The sequence below is a fragment of the Brachybacterium sp. B718/18 genome, from assembly GCF_055454375.1.
This window is the reverse complement of record NZ_JBVDDO010000002.1, coordinates 132,146-149,277: the sequence shown is the minus strand read 5'-3', so window position 1 is coordinate 149,277 and position 17,132 is coordinate 132,146. Positions and strand designations below refer to the sequence as shown.

Here is a 17,132-nt window from a genome sequence, read left to right as displayed (position 1 = left end):
CTCGAGGCGGTGCGCCGGGCGGACGCGGCGGAGTGACCGTCAGCGGGCGGAGTCGTCCGGGGTCCCGCGGAGTCCGTCCACGGCACCCTTGACGGTGTCCTTGGCGTCCTGCACGGCGTCGGCGACGTCGGCCTTGCCCTGCTGGACCTTGCCCTCGGTCTCGACCTCCTTGTCGCCGGTCAGCTTGCCGGCGCCCTCCTTCAGGCGGCCGCTCAGCTTGTCCTTGCTGTTCTCGAACGTGTCCTCGGTGCTCATGGTGCCTCCTGGGTTCGATCGGGCCGGGGTGTGCGCCCGGCTCAGTCCACGATAGACCTCGCGACCGGCTGCTGGAGCTCGGTCAGCCAGTTCCGCTGATCCGTTCCCTCGGAGCGCAGGTAGACCTCGCGGGAGGGCCAGACGGGCTCGCGGCCGCGCGCCGCGACGGCCTCGTGGAGGGTGCCCCAGCTCGCGCCGATGCCCTCCATCGTGCCGACGTGCACGAGGCAGAAGGATTCTTCCGCCGCGGGCAGTTCCACCGTCTCGAGCCCGGCGGGGATCTCGCCGTCGACGGTGTAGCCGACGGTGACCTGCAGCCCCGTCGCGTCCATCGCGTAGGCGGCGATCGGCAGCTGCGGGGTGAGGCCCGCGGCCTCGAGCGCATGCTCGACGCGGGCGAAGAGGGGGCCGACGACCTCGCCCACGGCGGCCTGCTCGCGGACCGCGACGTGCAGCGCGGCCAGGCGCACGACGGGAAGGGGACGGACCGTGATCTCGGGTGCGCTCATGCGCCAGATCCTCCTCCTCGGAGCGGCCCCGCGCCAGACCCCGTGCCCGGGTAAGGTGAGGCTCTGTCGAACGGAGGCCACGGACCTGAGGGGTGCATCGATGTCGTCTCACCCGCGCGCACCCCGCCGGGGCCCCGTGACCCTCGCGGAGGTCGCGCGTACCGCGGGCGTCTCCCCTGCCACCGCCTCCTTCGTCCTGTCCGGCCGCGGCTCCGCCCGCTCGTCGGGGTCCCCGGAGACGAAGGCGAAGGTGCGGGCCGCCGCCGAGGAGCTCGGCTACGTCCCCAACCGCAATGCGCAGGCGATGCGCACCGGCCGCGGCGGCGGGATCGTCCTGGCCCTCGGCGACCTCGCCGATCCCTGGGGCGTGCAGCTGACCAACCAGGTCGCCGCCGACGCCCTCGAGCACGACTTCTCGACCCTGGTCCTCGCCGACGAACGCTGGTTCGAGTACCTCTCCTCCGCCTCGGCCGATGCGGCGCTCGTGACCTCGATCGACCAGGTCCCCGGGGCGCCCGACCGGGTGCGCCGTCTCGCCGCCTCGGTGCAGAGCGGCATCGTCGCCTTCTCCGGGATCATGGAGCCCGAGGGCTTCGACGTCATCTCCTCGACCCCGTACCGGGCGATGCGCGAGGCGTTCCAGCGGCTCCGGGCCCGCCACGACCGGGTCCACCTCCTGGTGCAGCGGATCGGTGCGGCGCCCGAGGCGGTGCTCGGCCATCCGCGCGCCGCGGCCTTCCTCGACGCCGCCCGGGAGGCGGGGGACAACCCCTCGACCCTCGCCCGGATCATCGAACCCGGCGGCCTCGCCGCGTTCACCGGTGGCCAGGAGTGGCTGACCGGCCCGGACCGTCCCGAGGCGGTGGTCTGCTTCACGGGATACCAGGCGCTGTCGCTGCAGATGGCCGCGATGCAGGCCGGACTGCGGCTGCCCGAGGACCTCGAGATCATCGCCATCGGCGACGTCCCCCTCGAGTCGCAGTACTTCGGCTCGATCAGCTACTACGGCGTGGACCGCGTGTTCCACCGCTACTCCGAGGTGCTCGTCGGCAGCGCCCTCCGCCGCGGCGATCATCCCGGCACGCTGCACACCTTCGAGTGGGAGTTCTTCCCCGGCTCGACCACCCTCGACGAGGAGCCCCGATGAGCGAGAGCACCTGGACGCAGCCCGGACTGGTGCTGCGCGACCTCACCCTCCCCGTCCCGCTGGACCACGCCGATCCGGCCGGCCCGCGGCTCGAGCTCTTCGCCCGGATCGTCGCCGCGCCCGGCGGGGAGGACCGACCCCTGCTGGTCTACCTCCAGGGCGGCCCGGGCTCGGAGGCGCCGCGCCCCGTCGGCCCCGGCACCCCGCCCTGGCTCCCGCGCGCCCTGCGCGAGCACCGCGTGGTGATGCTCGACCAGCGCGGCACCGGGCGCTCGACGCCCGTCGGCCCCGACGCCCCGCTGCCCGAGGGCGCGATCCCCGGTGCCCGCACCCTGCGCGAGGCGACCCCCGCCCAGCAGGCGCAGTACCTGACCCTCTTCCGGGCCGACGCGATCGCCCGCGACGCCGAGCTGCTGCGTGAGCACCTCGGCCTCGAGCGCTGGTCGCTGCTGGGCCAGTCCTTCGGCGGCTTCACGACGCTCCGCTATCTCTCCGCGCACGCCGGCTCCGTGGAGAAGGCCCTGTTCACCGGCGGGCTGCCGACGGTGGGGCCGGGGATGGACGCGGTCTACGCCACCACCTGGGCGGGGATGATCCCGCGCAGCGAGCGGTTCTGGGCGCGCTTCCCCGGGGACCGCGACCGCTTCCGCGCCCTCGCCGACCGCGCCGCGGCCGGCACGCTCCGCCTCCCGGACGGACAGCGGGTGGGCGTGGAGAGGCTGCGCCGCCTCGGCCACCTGCTCGGCGCCTCCCAGGGGCAGGACCGGCTGCACCTCCTGCTCGAGCTGGACCCTGACTCGCCGGCCTTCGCGCACGACCTCGCCGCGGCCCTGCCCTTCGGCGGCCGCAACCCGCTGTACGCGGTGATCCACGAGTCCTGCTGGGCGGACGGCGTCGCGACCCGCTGGGCGGCCGATCGCATGATGCCGCGCGAGGTCGCCGAGGACCCGACGCTGCTCGGCGGCGAGCACATCCACCGTGACCTCTTCACCGAGGACCTCGAGCTCGCGCCCTGGGCGGAGGCGGCGGATCTCCTCGCCGCGCACGAATGGCCCCGCCTGTACGACGCGGACGCGCTGCGGGCCGCGGACGTGCCCGGCGCCGCCGCCGTCTACTACGACGACGCGTACGTGCCCCGCGAGCAGTCCCTCGCCACGGCCGCCCTGCTGCCGCGCCTGCGGACCTGGGTCACGAGCGAGTACGAGCACAACGGCCTGCGTGCGAGCGGCGAGGGCGTCCTCGACCACCTGCTGGATCTCGCGGCGGGCCAACGGGAGGCCTGAGCCTCAGGCGAGGACCTCGTCGGCCGCCGGGATGCTGGGGGAAGCACCGCGCCGCGTCACCGCGAGGGAGCCCGCGACCGCGGCGATGCGTGCCGCCGCGGCCAGCTCGTCCCCGGCCGCGAGCCGCGCCGCGAGGTAGCCCGCGAGGGCGTCACCGGCCGCGGTCGTGTCGACCACTTCGACCTCCCGCGCGGGGATCTCGGTCGCCCCCGCAGCGGTGACCAGCAGGCTGCCCGCCGCGCCGCACGTGATCAGCGCCGCCCGCGTCCCCCGGTCGAGGAACCAGCGCCCGGCCGCCTCCGGGTCGGCTGCGCCGGTGATCTGCTCGGCCTCGGGCTCATTGGGGGTGACGACGTCGAGCAGCGGCCACAGCTCCGCGGGCAGCGGCTGCGCCGGGGCCGGGGCAGGATCGAGGACCGTCGCGATCCCGCGCTCGTGCGCGGCCGCGAGCGCGTGCAGCGCCACCTCGGTGGGGATCTCCAGCTGGGTGAGCAGCACCCGCGCGTCGCCCTCCGCGAACGCGGCGTCGACCTGCTCCGCGGTGAGGCGACCGTTGGCGAGCGGCACCACCACGATGTCGTTCTCCCCGGCGGCATCGACGCGGATGTGCGCGATCCCGGTCCGCCCCGGCACCGTGCGCAGATGCGCGAGGTCGACCCCGGCCTCCGCGAGACCGTCCCGCACCACGGCGGCGAAATCGTCCTCGCCGACGCAGCCGACGAAGCGCGTCGGCGCCCCGGCGCGGGCGGCGGCGATCGCCTGGTTCGCGCCCTTCCCACCGAGCACGAGGCTGAAGGACTCTCCGAGCAGGGTCTCACCGGGAGCGGGCCGACGGGTCGAGACGGCGGTGAGGTCCACCGAGGCCGAGCCGACCACGACCACGCCGGCGGGGGATGCAGTGCTCATCCGGCCACGGTACCGGCACAATGGCGGGACCCCGGAGGACGCACCACGACGGAAGGCCCCACCCCATGCTCATCGGCATCGACCCCCTGCTCACCGGCGACCTGCTGCGGATCCTGGACCACATGGGCCACGGCGACGTGCTGCTGATCGCCGATGCGCACTACCCGGCCCGCTCCATGGGCGCCCCGGTGCTCGAGGTCGCCACCAGCACCCCCGAGCTCGTGCGAGCCGTGCGCACGGTGCTGCCGATCGACATGTACGAGGGCCCGTCGGCCCTGCTGATGACCCCGGAGCCGGGGCTCGGCGGGGAGGTGCAGGCGGAGCTGCGCGCCTCAGCCGCGGTGCGCGAGGACCGGGTCGGCTCCCTCGACCGGTTCGCCTTCTACGAGGCCGGACGCTCCGCCGTCGCCGTGCTCCGCACCCTCGAGACCCGGAAGTACGGCTGCCTGCTGCTGCGCAAGGGCGTCGTGGGCGACGACGAGAGCTGAGGCGAGCAGCACCACCGTCATCAGGGCGGTCACGGCGAGCATGGTGACCTGCAGGGAGGTCAGCGAGATGAGCGCGCTCGCCGTGATCACCCCGAGAGCGCTCGCGGTGCGCAGCAGGGCGAACACCTCCGCGCGGTGCGCGGGCTCGACGAGCCGGTCCAGGGCGAGCGAGTAGTGGGTCGCGAGCGGGGCGAGGACCGCGCCGACGAGCAGGGCGCCGAGCAGGGTCGAGGCGACCGAGCCGCCGAAGCCGACGACCGCGACACCGGCCCCGGTGACCGCGAGCCACTGAAGGACGGTGCGGGGCCGCGCCTCCCGGTTGTGCACGCTCACCCAGACCCCGCCGAGCACCGAGGTGGTGCACAGCGCGACCGGGAAGACCACGCCCCAGGCCGCGGGCATCCCGAAGCCGACGGCGAGGGAGACGGCCCCGATCTCGATCGCGGCGATCGCGGCCCCGCTCGCGGCGGCGCAGGCGAGCCAGAGGGCGATCCGCGGCGTCCAGCGCAGGCCGCCGCGGCGCTCCGCGGCCGGGACCGCGGCGATGCGCCGGCCGCGCGGCAGCAGGAGCAGCGGTCCCGCGCCGAGCAGCGCCATGGCCCAGGCCGCGAGCTGCGGCGAGGAGGAACCGAGGGCGGCGGCGAGCACCGGGGCGGAGACGAAGACGACCTCGTTCAGGGTCGCCGCGACGCCGAGCGCGCGCGGCAGCCGGTCCGCGGGGACGAGGTCGTTGAGGGCGGCGCGGAGATACCCGTAGGCGGCGCCGTTGACCAGGCCCGCGAGCGCGGCCGCGGCGATGACCAGTGCGAAGGGCGCGTGCAGTCCCGCGAGCAGGGCGATCGCCACGAGGGCGAGGGTGCGCAGCGCGATGAGCGTGCGGAGGACGGCGATCGGCGGCAGGCCGCGGCCTAGACGGGTGATCGGCACGGCGCCGAGCACCTGGGCGGCCGTCATCGCGAGCACCATCGCCGCACCGCTCGCGGGATCGCCGGTCAGGGGCAGCGCTATGAGCGAGAAGGCGATCGGGGCGGCGGCCTGGGGGAGGGCGAAGCTGCCGTAGGAGGCGTACCAGCGGGGGAGAGGAGCGAACACGTGAGCAACATAGTGCTCACTCCCGGCGATGCGCAATATAGTTCCCATCACCTCGGGTGGGATACTGGCGCGCACGACCTGCAGGGGGTGAGCGATGAGCGGTGGCATGCGACCAGCCGTCGCCGCGAGCCTCGGCGCCCGGATCCGCGCCGCGCGGCAGGAGCTCGACCTCTCCGTCGCCGCGCTCGCCGAGAACAGCGACGTCTCCCGACGCATGCTCACCCAGATCGAGCTCGGCCAGGCGAACCCCTCGATCGCGACCCTCGACCGGATCGCGGCGGGCCTCGGCACCACCTTCGCCGCGCTCATGGGCGTCGGCGCCGACGCCCCGCCCGACGGGGTCGAGGTGTGGTCCACGGAGACCGGCAGCTGGGCGGTGCTGCTCGACGCAATCGACACCGCGGACCTCTCCGTGGAGACCTGGAAGTGGAAGCTCGTGGGCGAGGACGTCCACCCCGGCGGCTCGGGCGTCCCGTCGGCGGGCTCGATGGTGCACGTCATCGAGGGCTCGCTCGAGGTCACAGGTGCCTCCGGCACGCAGGTCCTCCCCGCCGGTGCCTCCGCCCGCCTGCTCACCGACTCGGGCCGCTCATATCGCGCCGGCGACGCCCAGGTCGCCGTGTTCCTCTCCGTCTCCCTGCAGCCCCGCTGAGCCCTCGCCGGGAACCATCTGTCCTGTGATGCACGCTACGTCGGACGGTCCCGGCGAACTAGGCTCGTCGGATGACCTCGCTCGCCGGCCATCGCGTCGCCCGCATCGATCCCCTCACGATCCGCTCCCGCTACCCGCGCACCATCGGCCGCAATGCGCGGCTCGGCGCGCACGGTGACGGCCCGACGACGCGCGCGTGGCGCGTGGAGACCGACGCCGGCGCCGTCGGCTGGGGCCTCGACGAAGGACCCGAGGCGGACCAGAACCCCCTCGTCGGCCGCCCGCTCGAGGAGCTGATCGCGCCGGAGAGCGGGATCCTCGACCATGCCGCCCGCCCGCTCGACGTCGCCCTCCACGACCTCGCCGCCCAGGTCCTGGGTGTGCCGCTGCACCGGATGCTCGGCGGCACCGACCCCGCCCCGGTGATCCCCTGCTACTCCGGCGCGATCTACTTCGACGATCTCGACCCGGAGGAGACCCCCCGCGGGATCGACGGGGTGCTCACCGCCTGCGCCGCCGACCACGCCGCCGGCTACCGGGCCTTCAAGCTCAAGCTCGGCCGCGGCAACCGCTGGATGGAGACCGAGGACGGCTTCGCCCGCGACCTCGAGGTGGTCCGCGCCGTCCGCTCCGCCTACCCGGACGCGCGCCTGCTGGTGGACATGAACGACGGCTACGACCCGGAGCGCACCGTCCGTTTCCTCGCGGAGACCGCGGAGCTGGACCTGTTCTGGATCGAGGAGCCCTTCGCCGAGCACGCCGCCGGCCTCGAGCTGGTCCGCCGGACCGGCACCAGCGTGCTGCTGGCCGACGGCGAGTTCGACCCGGACGTCCCCGCCGTGCTCGAGCTCGCCGCCGCGGGCCTGCTCGACGTGCTGCTCATGGACGTGCTCTCCTTCGGCCTCACCGCCTGGCGGGAGCTCATGCCCACCGTGCGGGAGCTCGGCGTGCAGGCGTCCCCGCACGCCTGGGGCCACCCGCTGAAGACCCTCTACGCGGTCCAGCTCGCGGCGGGCCTCGGATCGGTCCCCGTGGTCGAGGCCGTGCCGGGGACGACCGACGGCGTCGACGCCTCCGCCTACCGACTCGAAGGCGGCGCGATCCACCTCCCGGACGCGCCGGGGCTGGGGATCGCGCTGCGATGACCCACCGTCTGACCTGGGCGGACCTCCCGTCGGCCGTCCGCGCGCGGATCGAGGGACTGCTCGGCGGGCCCGTCGTCACGACCCGCTCCTGCGCCGGGGGCTTCTCCCCGAGCACCGCCGAGGTGGTCACCACCACCGACGGCGCGAGCCTCTTCGTCAAGGCGGTGCGGGATGCGGACAATCCCGGCTCGGTGGCCCTGAACCGTCGGGAGGCCGCGGCCCTCGCCCGCATCCCGCCCTCGGCCCCGGTGCCGCCGTTGGTCGCGGCCTTCGACCACGAGGACTGGTTCGTGCTGGTGACCGGTGCCGCCCCCGGGCGGATGCCGGACGAGCCTTGGCGTCCGGAGCAGCTGCGCGCCGTGCTCACCGCCCTGGACCTCCTGCAGGCCACCACCACACCCTGCCCGGTGCCCGGGCTCCCGACCGCGCTCGAGTGCCTCGGCCCGGACCTGCGCGGCTTCGACCGCATCGCCGCGGACCCGCCCGCGGACCTGGACCCCTGGTACGCCGCTCGACTCCCCGCGCTCCGGGAGGCCTCCGAGCGGGGCATCGACGCGCTCGCCGGGGACACCCTCTGCCACGCCGACGTGCGCAGCGACAACATGATCGTCGCCGCGGACGGCGCCGTCGCCTTCGTGGACTGGGCGTACGCCTCCGTCGGCAGCCGCACGGCGGACGCGCTCCAGCTGCTCTCCTCGGTCGATGATCCGAGCGGCGCGCTCGGCGTGGACGGCGCGGTTGACTCCCTGATGGCCGCGCACGACCTCGACCCCTCGGTCGCCACCGACGTGCTCACCGGGATCCTCGGCTTCTTCGTCGACGCCGCCCGCCTCGCGTCCCCCCTGCCCGGGCTCACCGCCCACCGGACGGCGCGCCGCGACAGCCTGGCTTCGCTCGTGCGACGCCGCTGGGAGCGGGAGGGGCGCTGACCGCCCGTTCACGATACGGTGAGAGTGACCGTCGTCACCTCTCCCGGGACTCCCTCCGCTCCACCCGCACCCGCTCGATCAGCCCCGAGAACTTCGACGGCCGCCCCGGCGGCGGCGCCCGCGCCACCGAGGGAACCGGTGCCCGAGAGGCGCGTGACCTGGGCCGCGGCTGGAAGGTCTCGCCCAGCGTCGACGTCCCGGCAGGGGAGACCTTCACCCTCGCCGACATCGACGAACCGGGCGTGATCACCCACCTCTGGATCACCACGCACACCGACAACTGGCGCCGCCTCGTGCTGCGCGCCTCCTGGGACGGGGCCGAGGAGCCCGCGGTCGAGGTGGCCTACGGGGACTTCTTCGCGTCCGGCTGGGGCTGGTTCGCGCAGGTCGATTCGCAGATGATCGCTGCGAACCCGCACGGCGGCTTCAACTGGCCTATGCCCTTCCGCGAGGGGGCGCGGCTCACCCTCGAGAACACCTCCGAGCACGACGCCCGCGTCGACTACCAGGTCACCTACGAGATCGGCGGCGGCCACTCCGAGGACGCCTACCTCCATGCGCAGTGGCGCCGCTCGAACCCGCTTCCTGAGGCGACGCCGCACGTGCTGCTCGAGGGCATTCGGGGGGCAGGGCCACTACGTCGGCACCTATCTCACCTGGGGCGCGCATTCCAATGGCTGGTGGGGCGAGGGCGAGATGACGTGCTACCTCGACCGCCCGGTGACCGCCCGCCCGCCCGCGCCGACGGCCGACGGCATGGAGGTCCACCTCGGCACCGGTGCCGGCCCCCGTTAGCCCGTGACGCGCACCACCCGCGCGACATAGGCTCTTCCCCATGAGCGCACCCACCCGCCGCCTCGGCTCCCTGACCGTCTCCGCCCTCGGCTACGGCGCGATGCCGGTCTCCCTCGGCCGCACCCCCGCCGTCCCCCACGAGCAGGCCATCGCCACCGTCCACGCCGCCCTCGACGCCGGCATCACCTTCCTCGACACCGCGGACATCTACGCTCCCACCTGGGACACCATGGGCCACAACGAGAAGATCGTCGCCGAGGCCCTCGCCTCCTGGGGCGGCGACCGCTCCAACGTCACCATCGCGACCAAGGGCGGCATCACCCGCTCCGAGGGCGAGGTGTGGGGGCGTGACGGCTCCGCCGCCTATCTCCGCTCGGCGCTCGAGAAGTCCCTGACGGACCTGCGGCTCGACGCGGTCGACCTCTACTACTGGCACCGCCCCGACCGGTCGATCCGCTACGCGGAGGGCGTCGAGGCGCTCGCCGCCCTGCAGCAGGAGGGGCTGATCCGCGAGGTCGGCATCTCCAACGCCAACGTCGAGGAGATCGACGTGGCCCGCGAGGTGCTCGGCGAGGGCGGCCTCGCCGCCGTGCAGAACCAGTTCTCGCCCACCTTCTTCCACACCAGCCTGCGCGAGCTGCAGCACTGCGGCGAGCACGGCATTGCCTTCGTGCCCTGGTCGCCGCTGGGGGGCACCGGCGGCGGCGCCCGCGGCCTGCGGGACCGGTTCCCGCAGGTGCGCCGGGTGGCCGACGCCCACGGCGTCAGCGCCCAGCAGGTCGTCCTCGCCTGGGAGCTGTCCCTCGGCGAGCACGTCATCCCGATCCCCGGCGCGGGCCGGCCCGAGTCGATCCAGGACTCGGCGAAAGCGATGACGCTGGAGCTCGGCGAGGAGGACCTCACTCTCCTTGGCGAGATCATCGCCTGAGGCGTAGCGTGGCCGGGTCCACGAGCGAAGAGGAGACGTCATGCGCAGCGCGCTGACAGGAAGCGGGGCGGCCCACGCGGCCTGCTCGGCGTGATCGGCCTGCCCTGACCGATCACCCCCTTCCTAAGGACCCTCCATGCTTCCTCTCACCGAGGACCAGATCCGCCTCTCCTTCGTCAACGCCTCGAAGGGCGACGCCAAGCGCGCCCAACTGCCCGAGCTCGACGCCGTCCCCTGGGACCGGCTCGACTATCTCGGCTGGCAGGACCCCAAGCGGCCCCGCCAGCACTATGTGACGCTCGAGCTCGACGGCACGCCGGCCACGCTGCTGCTGCGCGGTGCGGAGAACCCGCCCGCGAAGAAGCTGCTGTGCGCCTGGTGCGAGGACATCGTCGACGGCGTCCGCGCCGCGAGCTTCGTCGCCCCGCTCGGCGGGGAGTCGGGCCGCCGCGGCAACACCGTCGGCACCGTCATCTGCGCCGATTTCCGCTGCTCCCGCAACGTGCGCCGCGCCCCGAGCTCCTTCGAGCTGCGCACCGAGGACCCGGCGCTGCTCGCCTACCACCGCGAGCAGAAGATCGCGGGGCTGCGCGAGCGCTCCGCCGCCTTCGTCCGCGCCGTCGCGCAGGGCTAGTGCAGGGCTAGTCCGGAGCGACGATCGCGTCGGCCCGGGACCGGGTGGCCTGGACCCTTCGAGCATTCGCCTCGTCGGGTCCGAGCGCCCAGTCCCGGGCCGCCGCGGGCGATTTCCCGAACTGCTCGTGGCGGGCGATCAGCCGCTCGTGCCGCAGCTCCTCGTCGACCTCGACGAACCAGCAGGCATCCAGCAGCCCCCTCACCTGCGCGAACGGGCCCTCGCCGAGCAGCAGGTAGTTGCCCTCGGTGATCACCAGCGGCACCGCGGCCGGCACCTCGAGCGCCCCCGCGAGCGGCTGCTCGAGATCCCGTTCGAACATCGGCGCCCAGACCGGCGGATCCTGCGGTCGCGCGCTGCGCAGCCGCTGCAGCAGCGCCGCGTAGCCGGCGGCGTCGAAGGTGTCCGGCGCCCCCTTGCGGTCCCGGCGCCCGAGCCGCTCGAGCGCGACGTCCGCGAGGTGGAAGCCGTCCATCGGCACCAGCACCGCCTGCTCGCCGAGCGCCGCGACGAGCCGCGCGGCGAGCGTCGACTTGCCCGCCCCGGGCGCCCCCGCGAGGCCGACCAGCCGCCGCGATCCGCTGCGCAGCGCCTCGTCGAGCAGTGCTCGCGCCGCCTGCACCGGGTCGATCATGCGAGCTCGACCTCGAGCACCTCGCCGCGCAGCGGCAGGTGGATCAGCACCCGCGAGGCCGGGAGCCCGGCCGCCGCGAGCGCCTGCGCGTAGGTCGCCATCTGCCCGAGGTACTTCTCCCGCACATGCCTCTCCGGATCGTCGCCCGGATACGACTTGTGATCGACGAGCACGATCCCGCCGTCCGGCAGCCGCAGCAGGGTGTCGATCCACCCCTCCATGACCTGCGCGTCCTCGTTCCACCAGCTGATTGGCTGCTCGGTGAGCTCCTCGGCGCCGGGGAACTCGGCGGCGAGGAACGCGGCCCACGCCTCCCCGGCCTCGAGCAGCACCGACGGCTCCACGGCCCGGGCGACCGACCAGCGCTCGACGAGCCGCGCCGCGGCCGCCTCCCGCTGCGCCGCGGCCATCTCCGCGAGCGGCAGCGCGAGATAGGCGTGCACCGCCTCGCCGACCCGTTCCCACTGCGGGCCGCCGCTCGTCACCAGCCGACGGCCGATGCTCCGCGGCGCGCCGACGCGGCCCAGCGCGTCGTCGGAGGCGACGCCGGAGGCCTGGAAGCGGGCGCGCACCCGGGGGACCTCGGGCCGCGGACCGGAGAGGTCCGTGGCGGCGAGCGGGCTGCGGGGTGCCGTGAAGTGCGGCGCGTCCTCCGTGAGCACCCCGGCGGGGGTGCGCACCACGGCGGGCAGGACCCCACCGCCGCGCACCGCGATGCCCTCCCCGCCGGCGCTCCACGACAGCAGCGGCGATTCCCCGGGCACCAGCAGATCGAACGCGGGAGCGGAGCCGGCGCCGCTCAGCACCGTGACGTCGGCGGCGCGGGTGAAGGCGACGTACTGCAGCCGCCCCGACTCCTCCCGCTCCCGGCCCGACCGTCGCCGGGCGTGCTCCGAGGCGGCGAGACCCTCCTGCAGCTCCGCGTACCGGGGCAGCAGCTCCGGCCAGTACCGGGTCGCCCGTCCCGCCAGCGGCGCGGTCACGTCGAGCCGCGCGGCGGGGACGATGAAGGCGCCGGAGGTCTGCGGGCGCTCCGTCAGGCTGTGGTCGAGCATGACCACGACCTGCGGCCATTCGAGGCCCTTGGCGGTGTGGATGGTGCCCACCCACACGGTGCCCGGCGTGCCGGTGAGATCCGGGCCGGTTTCCATCGCGTCGAGCTCGAGCCGCAGCCCGGTGAGCGTGATCGGCGACGAGTCCGCGCGAGCCCGCTCCGCGTACTGCGCCGCGACCGCCCGCAGCGCGTCGAATGATCGAAGCCGCTGATCGGGCTGCGACCACGAGCGGATCCGCTCGGGCAGGTCGAGCGCGTCGATCAGCGCGGTGATCATCTCGACGGGGGTGAGCGAGATGCAGTCCTCCCGCAGCACCCGCAGTCCCGCCATCGTCCCGTCCTGCCACCACGCCTCGAACAGCGCCGGCCGGTCCTCGGCTGCGGCCAGATCCGCGAACCAGGTCCCGTGTGCGGGATGGTCCTCCAGCAGGTCCACCAGCTCGGTGAGCGCGAGCGTGTCGGAGAGGTCCAGGGTGATGGCGAGCGCGGCCCGCACCAGGCGTCCCTCGCGCGTGGCGAGCAGCGGCGCACCCTCCCCGGAGGCGGGGATGCCGCGCTCGGCGAGCGCCGCGATCACCTCCCGCGCCCGGTCGTTCTTGCGGACCAGCACGGCCACGTCGTCCGGCGTCGTGCCCGGCTCGCGCAGCAGCGCGAGCACCCCGTCGGCGATCGCGGTCGCGTGCTGCGGGTAGGTGAGCTTCTTCGGGACCTCAGGCACCCAGGCCTCGAGCCGACCCTCCGGGTGTCCGACCGCCGCCCGCCGCGCCACCGCGCCCGGGGCGGCGGTGGTCACGACCCGCTCGCGCGGCAGGTGCGGGAAGACCTGCGGGAAGACCGCGTCGACGAGGGAGAGCACCTGCTCCTGCGACCGCCACGAGTGGCTCAGGTCCTCGACCTCGCCTTGGGGGAGCAGGTCGAGGATGCCGAGCATGAGGGTGGGGTCCGCATCGCGGAAGCCGTAGATCGCCTGCTTGGGGTCGCCCACCCAGATCTTGTCCGTGATCAGCTCGGAGAGTGCGAGGAACAGGGCGAGCTGGACGGGCGACGTGTCCTGGAACTCGTCGACCGCGAGCAGCCGGAACCGGCCGCGGATCACCTCGCGCGCCCGCTCGCTCGTGCGCAGCAGCTCGAGGGTGCGCACCTCCTGGTCGATGAAATCGATGAGTCCCAGCTCGTCCTTGAAGCGCGCGTACGCCTCGAGGGACTCGGCGGCGGTGCCCATGACCAGAGTGATCAGCGCGAGGACATCCGCCTGCAGGACGGGACTCGCGAGCAGCTCGTCGGCGATCGTCGTCGCGATGCCCGCGAGCGCGAGGTCGACGTCCTTGCTGTAGACGTACGTCGTCCCGTCCGGGTCCACGGCCTTGCCCTCGGTGACCTTCGCGATCTTCGCCCACGCGCTCCATGGCGCCCGCTCCAGCGCCTCCACGTCACGCAGCACGCCGTCGAGGGTCAGGGCGTGCTTGCGCACGGTCGCCGCGCCCTTCCCGTCCTCGTCCACGAGGACCCACAGGTCTCGCACCGCGGCACGCAGCCCCGACCGCCACGCCTCGCGCCGGTCCTCCACGGCCGGCTCCGGCAGCGCCGCCGCCCGGTACTCGGCGAACGACGCCGCAGCCGCCTCGCGCAGCGCGTCAGCGCCGATCAGGTTGGTGCGGGCGAGGGAGGCGAGCTCCCGCACGTGCGCGCGCCAGGACGGGACCGAGCCCCAGGGCCGGTCCGGGTCCTCCACACCGTCGTGCTCGGTGCGGGCCAGCAGGTCGGCGGCGCGCGATCCGGCCGCGGCCGCGGTCTCGTCGATCGCAGTGCGGAAGGCGGCCTTCTGCCGGTCCTCGTCGAGCACTTGGACGTCGGGAGAGATCCCCGCGTCGAGCGCGAACTCGCGGAGCAGTTCCCCGGAGACGGCGTTGACGGTGTTGATCAGGGCGCTGTCCACGCCCCGTGCCGCCTCGACCTGGCCGCGCTCGAGGAGAGTGCGGCGCACCCGGTCGCGCAGCTCGGCGGCGGCCTTGCGGGTGAACGTCGTGGCGATCAGCTCCGACGGGTCCAGTCCGGCGGCGATGCGGTCTGCGATCCGGTGCGTGAGGGTGTGGGTCTTCCCGGATCCGGCCGACGCGTTCAGAAGTGTCGTGCTCATCGAAGGCCTCCGATCGTGCCGCACAGCTGGGCGTGGGGGCCGCGCGCGCAGTGCTCCTCGACGAGCAGCCCGCCCGCCGCCCGGTCCGCGGCGCGCGCCTTGTCCAGGGGCAGGTCGCGTTCCTGGAGGGTGCGGCATCCGCAGCGGACCTCACCCGCGGCGATCTCCTCGAGGCGCGCTCCGGCCGCCGCGACCATCCGGGCGACGGCCGAGTCCACGTCCATCGGGCTCCGCCGGTGCGGGTCGAGCACCGGGTCCGCGGAGACGAACTCCCCGCTGCGTAGCAGGAAGTAGCCGACATCGGCCGGCGCCTCCTCGGGATGCTCCTGGCCGAGGGCCCACGCGTATCCGGCCAGCTGGATCGCCTCCGAGGTGTCGAACAGATCGCCGTAGCGGGTGCGGCTGTAGGACCACTTCAGGTCGAGAACGGTGCGGCGCCCCGCCGCGTCGATCGCGTCGAGATCGCGACTGCCGCGGAACGGCATGGTGCGGCCCGCGAGGGTCAGAGGCACGTCGAAGCCGGTTTCGGTGCCGGTGATCCGTAGCCCCGCCTCGGCGAGCCGGGTGAAGAGGGTGCGCAGCGAGCGGACGGCGCGATCGCGCACCTCCTCCCGCTCGGCGGCGCGACCGGACAGGTCCAGCTCGGAGGCGAGCTGCGGGATGAGCCCGTCGAGCACGTCGAGGATCTCCGCGTCCGACGGGACGCCGCCGTGCTCCGCGACCAGCGTCTCGACGACGGCGTGGATCAGCGTGCCGATCATCCGCGACCCCGTCGGCAGCGCCGCGACAGCGGCAGGGCGCACGCCGAGGGCCCACTCCAGCGCCCAATGGTGCGGGCACGCGATCAGCGCCGCGACCTGCGTGTACGACAGTTTCGTCGGCAGTAGGTGCGGGGCCGGGGCGATGTGGTGCACGAGCGGCGCGGGCTCGGGATCGGGAGTCTCGGCCGGTGTCGCGACGGCGACCGACCGCCCCGCGAGCTCCCACCGACCTTCGGTGATCAGGTCCTCGGGCCGGAGCGTCGTCGCCGCGCCGAGGTGGGCGAGCAGCCCGTTCGGGGGAAGAGCCTTCTCGAGCCGCCGCCCGGGCAGCACCACGACCACCTCGTCGGCCCGCCGCAGTCCCGCGAGGGCCGCGTCGACCTGCAGCGACGCGAGCTCGGTGGATGTCGGCACCGCGCCGAGCGCCGTCCTCTCGGCGGCGTCCCAGCGCGGCCCGGACGCCATGTCCTCGGTCGACGGCGCCCACCACAGCACGGTCCCCGGCCGCACCTGTGCGGGGGAGGTGGTGACGTGCCAGGGCGCGACCTCGGGCACGGCGCGCGGCGAGCGGCCGGCACCGCCGCAGCTGTCGATGATCTGCTGAAGGGTGCGGCGGCTGAGCGGTCGGTCGGCCTCGAGCATCCCGAGCACCTGCTGGAGCACCTGCACCTGCGTGAGGCTCGCGAGCAGGTCGCCGTCGCCGCGTCCCACGGCGCGCAACCGGTGGGCGAGCCAGTCGAGACGGGCCGCGATCGCGCCGGGCCGCAGGTCGTCGGCGGGCAGAGGGTCGGTCACCAAGCGATCGATGACCTGCGCCGCCTCGTCGTCCGTGATCGCAGCACGCCAGGCGGGGCCGCCGACGCCCGGTTCGGCGTTCAGTGCCCGCAGCAGCTTGCGGCGAGTGCGGGCGGGGACGAGGCCGATGGGCTCCCGGTCACCCTCGAGCACGCGCAAGTCCAGGAGGGCGGCGAGCTGGTGCACGTCGACGGGGGCGGTCGCGACGTCGAGGAACAGGCCGAGCACCTGGTGGTGGGCGCGATCGCGGGAGGACTCGACCCGACCGATCGCCGGCAGGCCGCGCCGGTGCAGCGCCCGGTCCAGCACGTCCGTGTCGCCCGACGCGAGCACCGTCACCTGCGGGTCCGCCGCGAGGAAGCGAGCCGCCGCATCGGCCGCCGACCACTCGTCCAGCGCCTCGACGATCGTCACCGAGGGTGCGTCGCCGGCGGCAACAGGCACGACTCGGCACGGCAGCCTCCCCAGCAGCTCGGGCCACGGCGCTGGGAGCCGCTCCGGCGCCTCGGCCAGCAGGATCTGATCGATCCCGAGCGGCCAGTCGACTCCGTCCTCCAACAGCTCGAGGATCTCCCGCAGATCATCGCCGAGGGCAGGTCCGAGCCGCCCGGGATCGGCGGGCTCGAGGTCGCGGAGGATCGCGAGCCGCTCCGAGAGCGGGCCGGGCTCGGGCCGCCACCCGGTCCCGATCGCCGCATCGCGCCAGCGGAGCAGCTGTGCAGCGGTGCTCCACGGGTCCGCGGCAGCGGAACGGGCAGGCCAAGCGTCCGGATGGCTGGCCAGGTGGTCCTGGAGGAGACGCAGGTACTGCGCCACCCGCACCGCCGGTTCGACGTCGGGCCGGGTCAGCCCCAGCCGTCCTTGCAGCAGCCGCACCAGCCCGCGCGGGCCGAGCCGGGGGCCTCCGTCGGCCCAGCCGGCGCCGTCCAGGGACCACCCGAACTCGATCTTCATGCGCTCACCCTAGGGGAGGGGGCGGACAGCCATG

15 protein-coding genes and 1 pseudogene are annotated in these 17,132 nt (G+C 74.3%); 9 read left to right on the top strand and 7 right to left on the bottom strand.

Annotation, left to right across the window (positions count from 1 at the left end):
• Positions 1-39: 39 nt before the first annotated feature.
• On the bottom strand, positions 40-255 hold the full coding sequence (locus tag ACZCAH_RS04575) for a CsbD family protein (protein ID WP_464339942.1): 216 nt from the start codon (positions 253-255) through the stop codon (positions 40-42).
• Positions 256-296: 41 nt separating this feature from the next.
• Complete coding sequence (locus tag ACZCAH_RS04570; RefSeq protein ID WP_464339941.1) at positions 297-764, bottom strand: GyrI-like domain-containing protein; 468 nt, start codon at positions 762-764, stop codon at positions 297-299.
• A 100-nt stretch (positions 765-864) separates the two neighbouring features.
• On the opposite strand from ACZCAH_RS04570, the gene ACZCAH_RS04565 reads away from it, so the two are divergent.
• Positions 865-1,911 carry a LacI family DNA-binding transcriptional regulator gene (locus ACZCAH_RS04565; RefSeq protein WP_464339940.1) on the top strand — a complete coding sequence of 349 codons (1,047 nt, stop codon included), beginning with the start codon at positions 865-867 and terminating at the stop codon, positions 1,909-1,911.
• On the top strand, positions 1,908-3,194 hold the full coding sequence (locus tag ACZCAH_RS04560) for an alpha/beta fold hydrolase (protein WP_464339939.1): 1,287 nt from the start codon (positions 1,908-1,910) through the stop codon (positions 3,192-3,194). Before ACZCAH_RS04565 ends, ACZCAH_RS04560 begins: the two co-directional genes overlap by 4 nt.
• Positions 3,195-3,197: 3 nt before the next feature.
• Here the strand turns inward: ACZCAH_RS04560 and ACZCAH_RS04555 are convergent, their stop codons facing one another.
• Positions 3,198-4,100: a ribokinase gene (locus tag ACZCAH_RS04555; protein ID WP_464339938.1), complete on the bottom strand. Its 903-nt coding sequence runs from the start codon at positions 4,098-4,100 to the stop codon at positions 3,198-3,200.
• On the opposite strand from ACZCAH_RS04555, the pseudogene ACZCAH_RS04550 reads away from it, so the two are divergent.
• A pseudogene (locus ACZCAH_RS04550) lies at positions 4,088-4,510 on the top strand (RbsD/FucU domain-containing protein); the annotation flags it as partial. The gene ACZCAH_RS04555 and the pseudogene ACZCAH_RS04550 overlap by 13 nt on opposite strands.
• On the opposite strand, the gene ACZCAH_RS04545 reads toward ACZCAH_RS04550, so the two are convergent.
• Positions 4,433-5,680: an MFS transporter gene (locus ACZCAH_RS04545; RefSeq protein ID WP_464339937.1), complete on the bottom strand. Its 1,248-nt coding sequence runs from the start codon at positions 5,678-5,680 to the stop codon at positions 4,433-4,435. The pseudogene ACZCAH_RS04550 and the gene ACZCAH_RS04545 sit on opposite strands and share 78 nt — an antisense overlap.
• Before the next feature lie 106 nt (positions 5,681-5,786).
• Here ACZCAH_RS04545 and ACZCAH_RS04540 point away from each other — a divergent pair, with 106 nt between their 5' ends.
• The 6 genes from ACZCAH_RS04540 (at position 5,787) to ACZCAH_RS04515 (ending at position 10,763) form a co-directional block, all read left to right on the top strand.
• Positions 5,787-6,332 carry a helix-turn-helix domain-containing protein gene (locus ACZCAH_RS04540; RefSeq protein WP_464339936.1) on the top strand — a complete coding sequence of 182 codons (546 nt, stop codon included), beginning with the start codon at positions 5,787-5,789 and terminating at the stop codon, positions 6,330-6,332.
• A 71-nt stretch (positions 6,333-6,403) separates the two neighbouring features.
• Positions 6,404-7,477: an enolase C-terminal domain-like protein gene (locus ACZCAH_RS04535; RefSeq protein ID WP_464339935.1), complete on the top strand. Its 1,074-nt coding sequence runs from the start codon at positions 6,404-6,406 to the stop codon at positions 7,475-7,477.
• Positions 7,474-8,406: a phosphotransferase family protein gene (locus tag ACZCAH_RS04530; RefSeq protein ID WP_464339934.1), complete on the top strand. Its 933-nt coding sequence runs from the start codon at positions 7,474-7,476 to the stop codon at positions 8,404-8,406. Before ACZCAH_RS04535 ends, ACZCAH_RS04530 begins: the two co-directional genes overlap by 4 nt.
• Positions 8,407-8,648: 242 nt before the next feature.
• Positions 8,649-9,245: a DUF2961 domain-containing protein gene (locus ACZCAH_RS04525; protein WP_464339933.1), complete on the top strand. Its 597-nt coding sequence runs from the start codon at positions 8,649-8,651 to the stop codon at positions 9,243-9,245.
• On the top strand, positions 9,242-10,129 hold the full coding sequence (locus tag ACZCAH_RS04520) for an aldo/keto reductase (RefSeq protein WP_464339932.1): 888 nt from the start codon (positions 9,242-9,244) through the stop codon (positions 10,127-10,129). The genes ACZCAH_RS04525 and ACZCAH_RS04520 overlap by 4 nt, the downstream gene beginning before the upstream one ends.
• A 136-nt stretch (positions 10,130-10,265) precedes the next feature.
• Positions 10,266-10,763: an FBP domain-containing protein gene (locus ACZCAH_RS04515; RefSeq protein ID WP_464339931.1), complete on the top strand. Its 498-nt coding sequence runs from the start codon at positions 10,266-10,268 to the stop codon at positions 10,761-10,763.
• 7 nt (positions 10,764-10,770) lie between these two features.
• On the opposite strand, the gene ACZCAH_RS04510 is transcribed toward ACZCAH_RS04515, so the two are convergent.
• The 3 genes from ACZCAH_RS04510 to ACZCAH_RS04500 are packed head-to-tail and all read right to left on the bottom strand — an operon-like array spanning position 10,771 to position 17,098.
• Complete coding sequence (locus tag ACZCAH_RS04510) at positions 10,771-11,397, bottom strand: nucleoside/nucleotide kinase family protein (protein WP_464339930.1); 627 nt, start codon at positions 11,395-11,397, stop codon at positions 10,771-10,773.
• Positions 11,394-14,588, bottom strand: a complete 3,195-nt coding sequence (locus ACZCAH_RS04505) for a UvrD-helicase domain-containing protein (protein ID WP_464339929.1) — start codon at positions 14,586-14,588, stop codon at positions 11,394-11,396. Before ACZCAH_RS04505 ends, ACZCAH_RS04510 begins: the two co-directional genes overlap by 4 nt.
• Positions 14,585-17,098 carry a PD-(D/E)XK nuclease family protein gene (locus tag ACZCAH_RS04500; protein WP_464339928.1) on the bottom strand — a complete coding sequence of 838 codons (2,514 nt, stop codon included), beginning with the start codon at positions 17,096-17,098 and terminating at the stop codon, positions 14,585-14,587. Before ACZCAH_RS04500 ends, ACZCAH_RS04505 begins: the two co-directional genes overlap by 4 nt.
• Positions 17,099-17,132 lie beyond the last annotated feature (34 nt).

Coding starts and splice junctions, on each gene's coding strand:
- ACZCAH_RS04505 (WP_464339929.1), bottom strand. CDS start 14,588: ATGAGCACGACACTTCTGAACGCGTCGGCCGGATCCGGGAAGACCCAC.
- ACZCAH_RS04530 (WP_464339934.1), top strand. CDS start 7,474: ATGACCCACCGTCTGACCTGGGCGGACCTCCCGTCGGCCGTCCGCGCG.
- ACZCAH_RS04500 (WP_464339928.1), bottom strand. CDS start 17,098: ATGAAGATCGAGTTCGGGTGGTCCCTGGACGGCGCCGGCTGGGCCGAC.
- ACZCAH_RS04535 (WP_464339935.1), top strand. CDS start 6,404: ATGACCTCGCTCGCCGGCCATCGCGTCGCCCGCATCGATCCCCTCACG.
- ACZCAH_RS04555 (WP_464339938.1), bottom strand. CDS start 4,100: ATGAGCACTGCATCCCCCGCCGGCGTGGTCGTGGTCGGCTCGGCCTCG.
- ACZCAH_RS04510 (WP_464339930.1), bottom strand. CDS start 11,397: ATGATCGACCCGGTGCAGGCGGCGCGAGCACTGCTCGACGAGGCGCTG.
- ACZCAH_RS04540 (WP_464339936.1), top strand. CDS start 5,787: ATGCGACCAGCCGTCGCCGCGAGCCTCGGCGCCCGGATCCGCGCCGCG.
- ACZCAH_RS04515 (WP_464339931.1), top strand. CDS start 10,266: ATGCTTCCTCTCACCGAGGACCAGATCCGCCTCTCCTTCGTCAACGCC.
- ACZCAH_RS04520 (WP_464339932.1), top strand. CDS start 9,242: ATGAGCGCACCCACCCGCCGCCTCGGCTCCCTGACCGTCTCCGCCCTC.
- ACZCAH_RS04560 (WP_464339939.1), top strand. CDS start 1,908: ATGAGCGAGAGCACCTGGACGCAGCCCGGACTGGTGCTGCGCGACCTC.
- ACZCAH_RS04575 (WP_464339942.1), bottom strand. CDS start 255: ATGAGCACCGAGGACACGTTCGAGAACAGCAAGGACAAGCTGAGCGGC.
- ACZCAH_RS04570 (WP_464339941.1), bottom strand. CDS start 764: ATGAGCGCACCCGAGATCACGGTCCGTCCCCTTCCCGTCGTGCGCCTG.
- ACZCAH_RS04565 (WP_464339940.1), top strand. CDS start 865: ATGTCGTCTCACCCGCGCGCACCCCGCCGGGGCCCCGTGACCCTCGCG.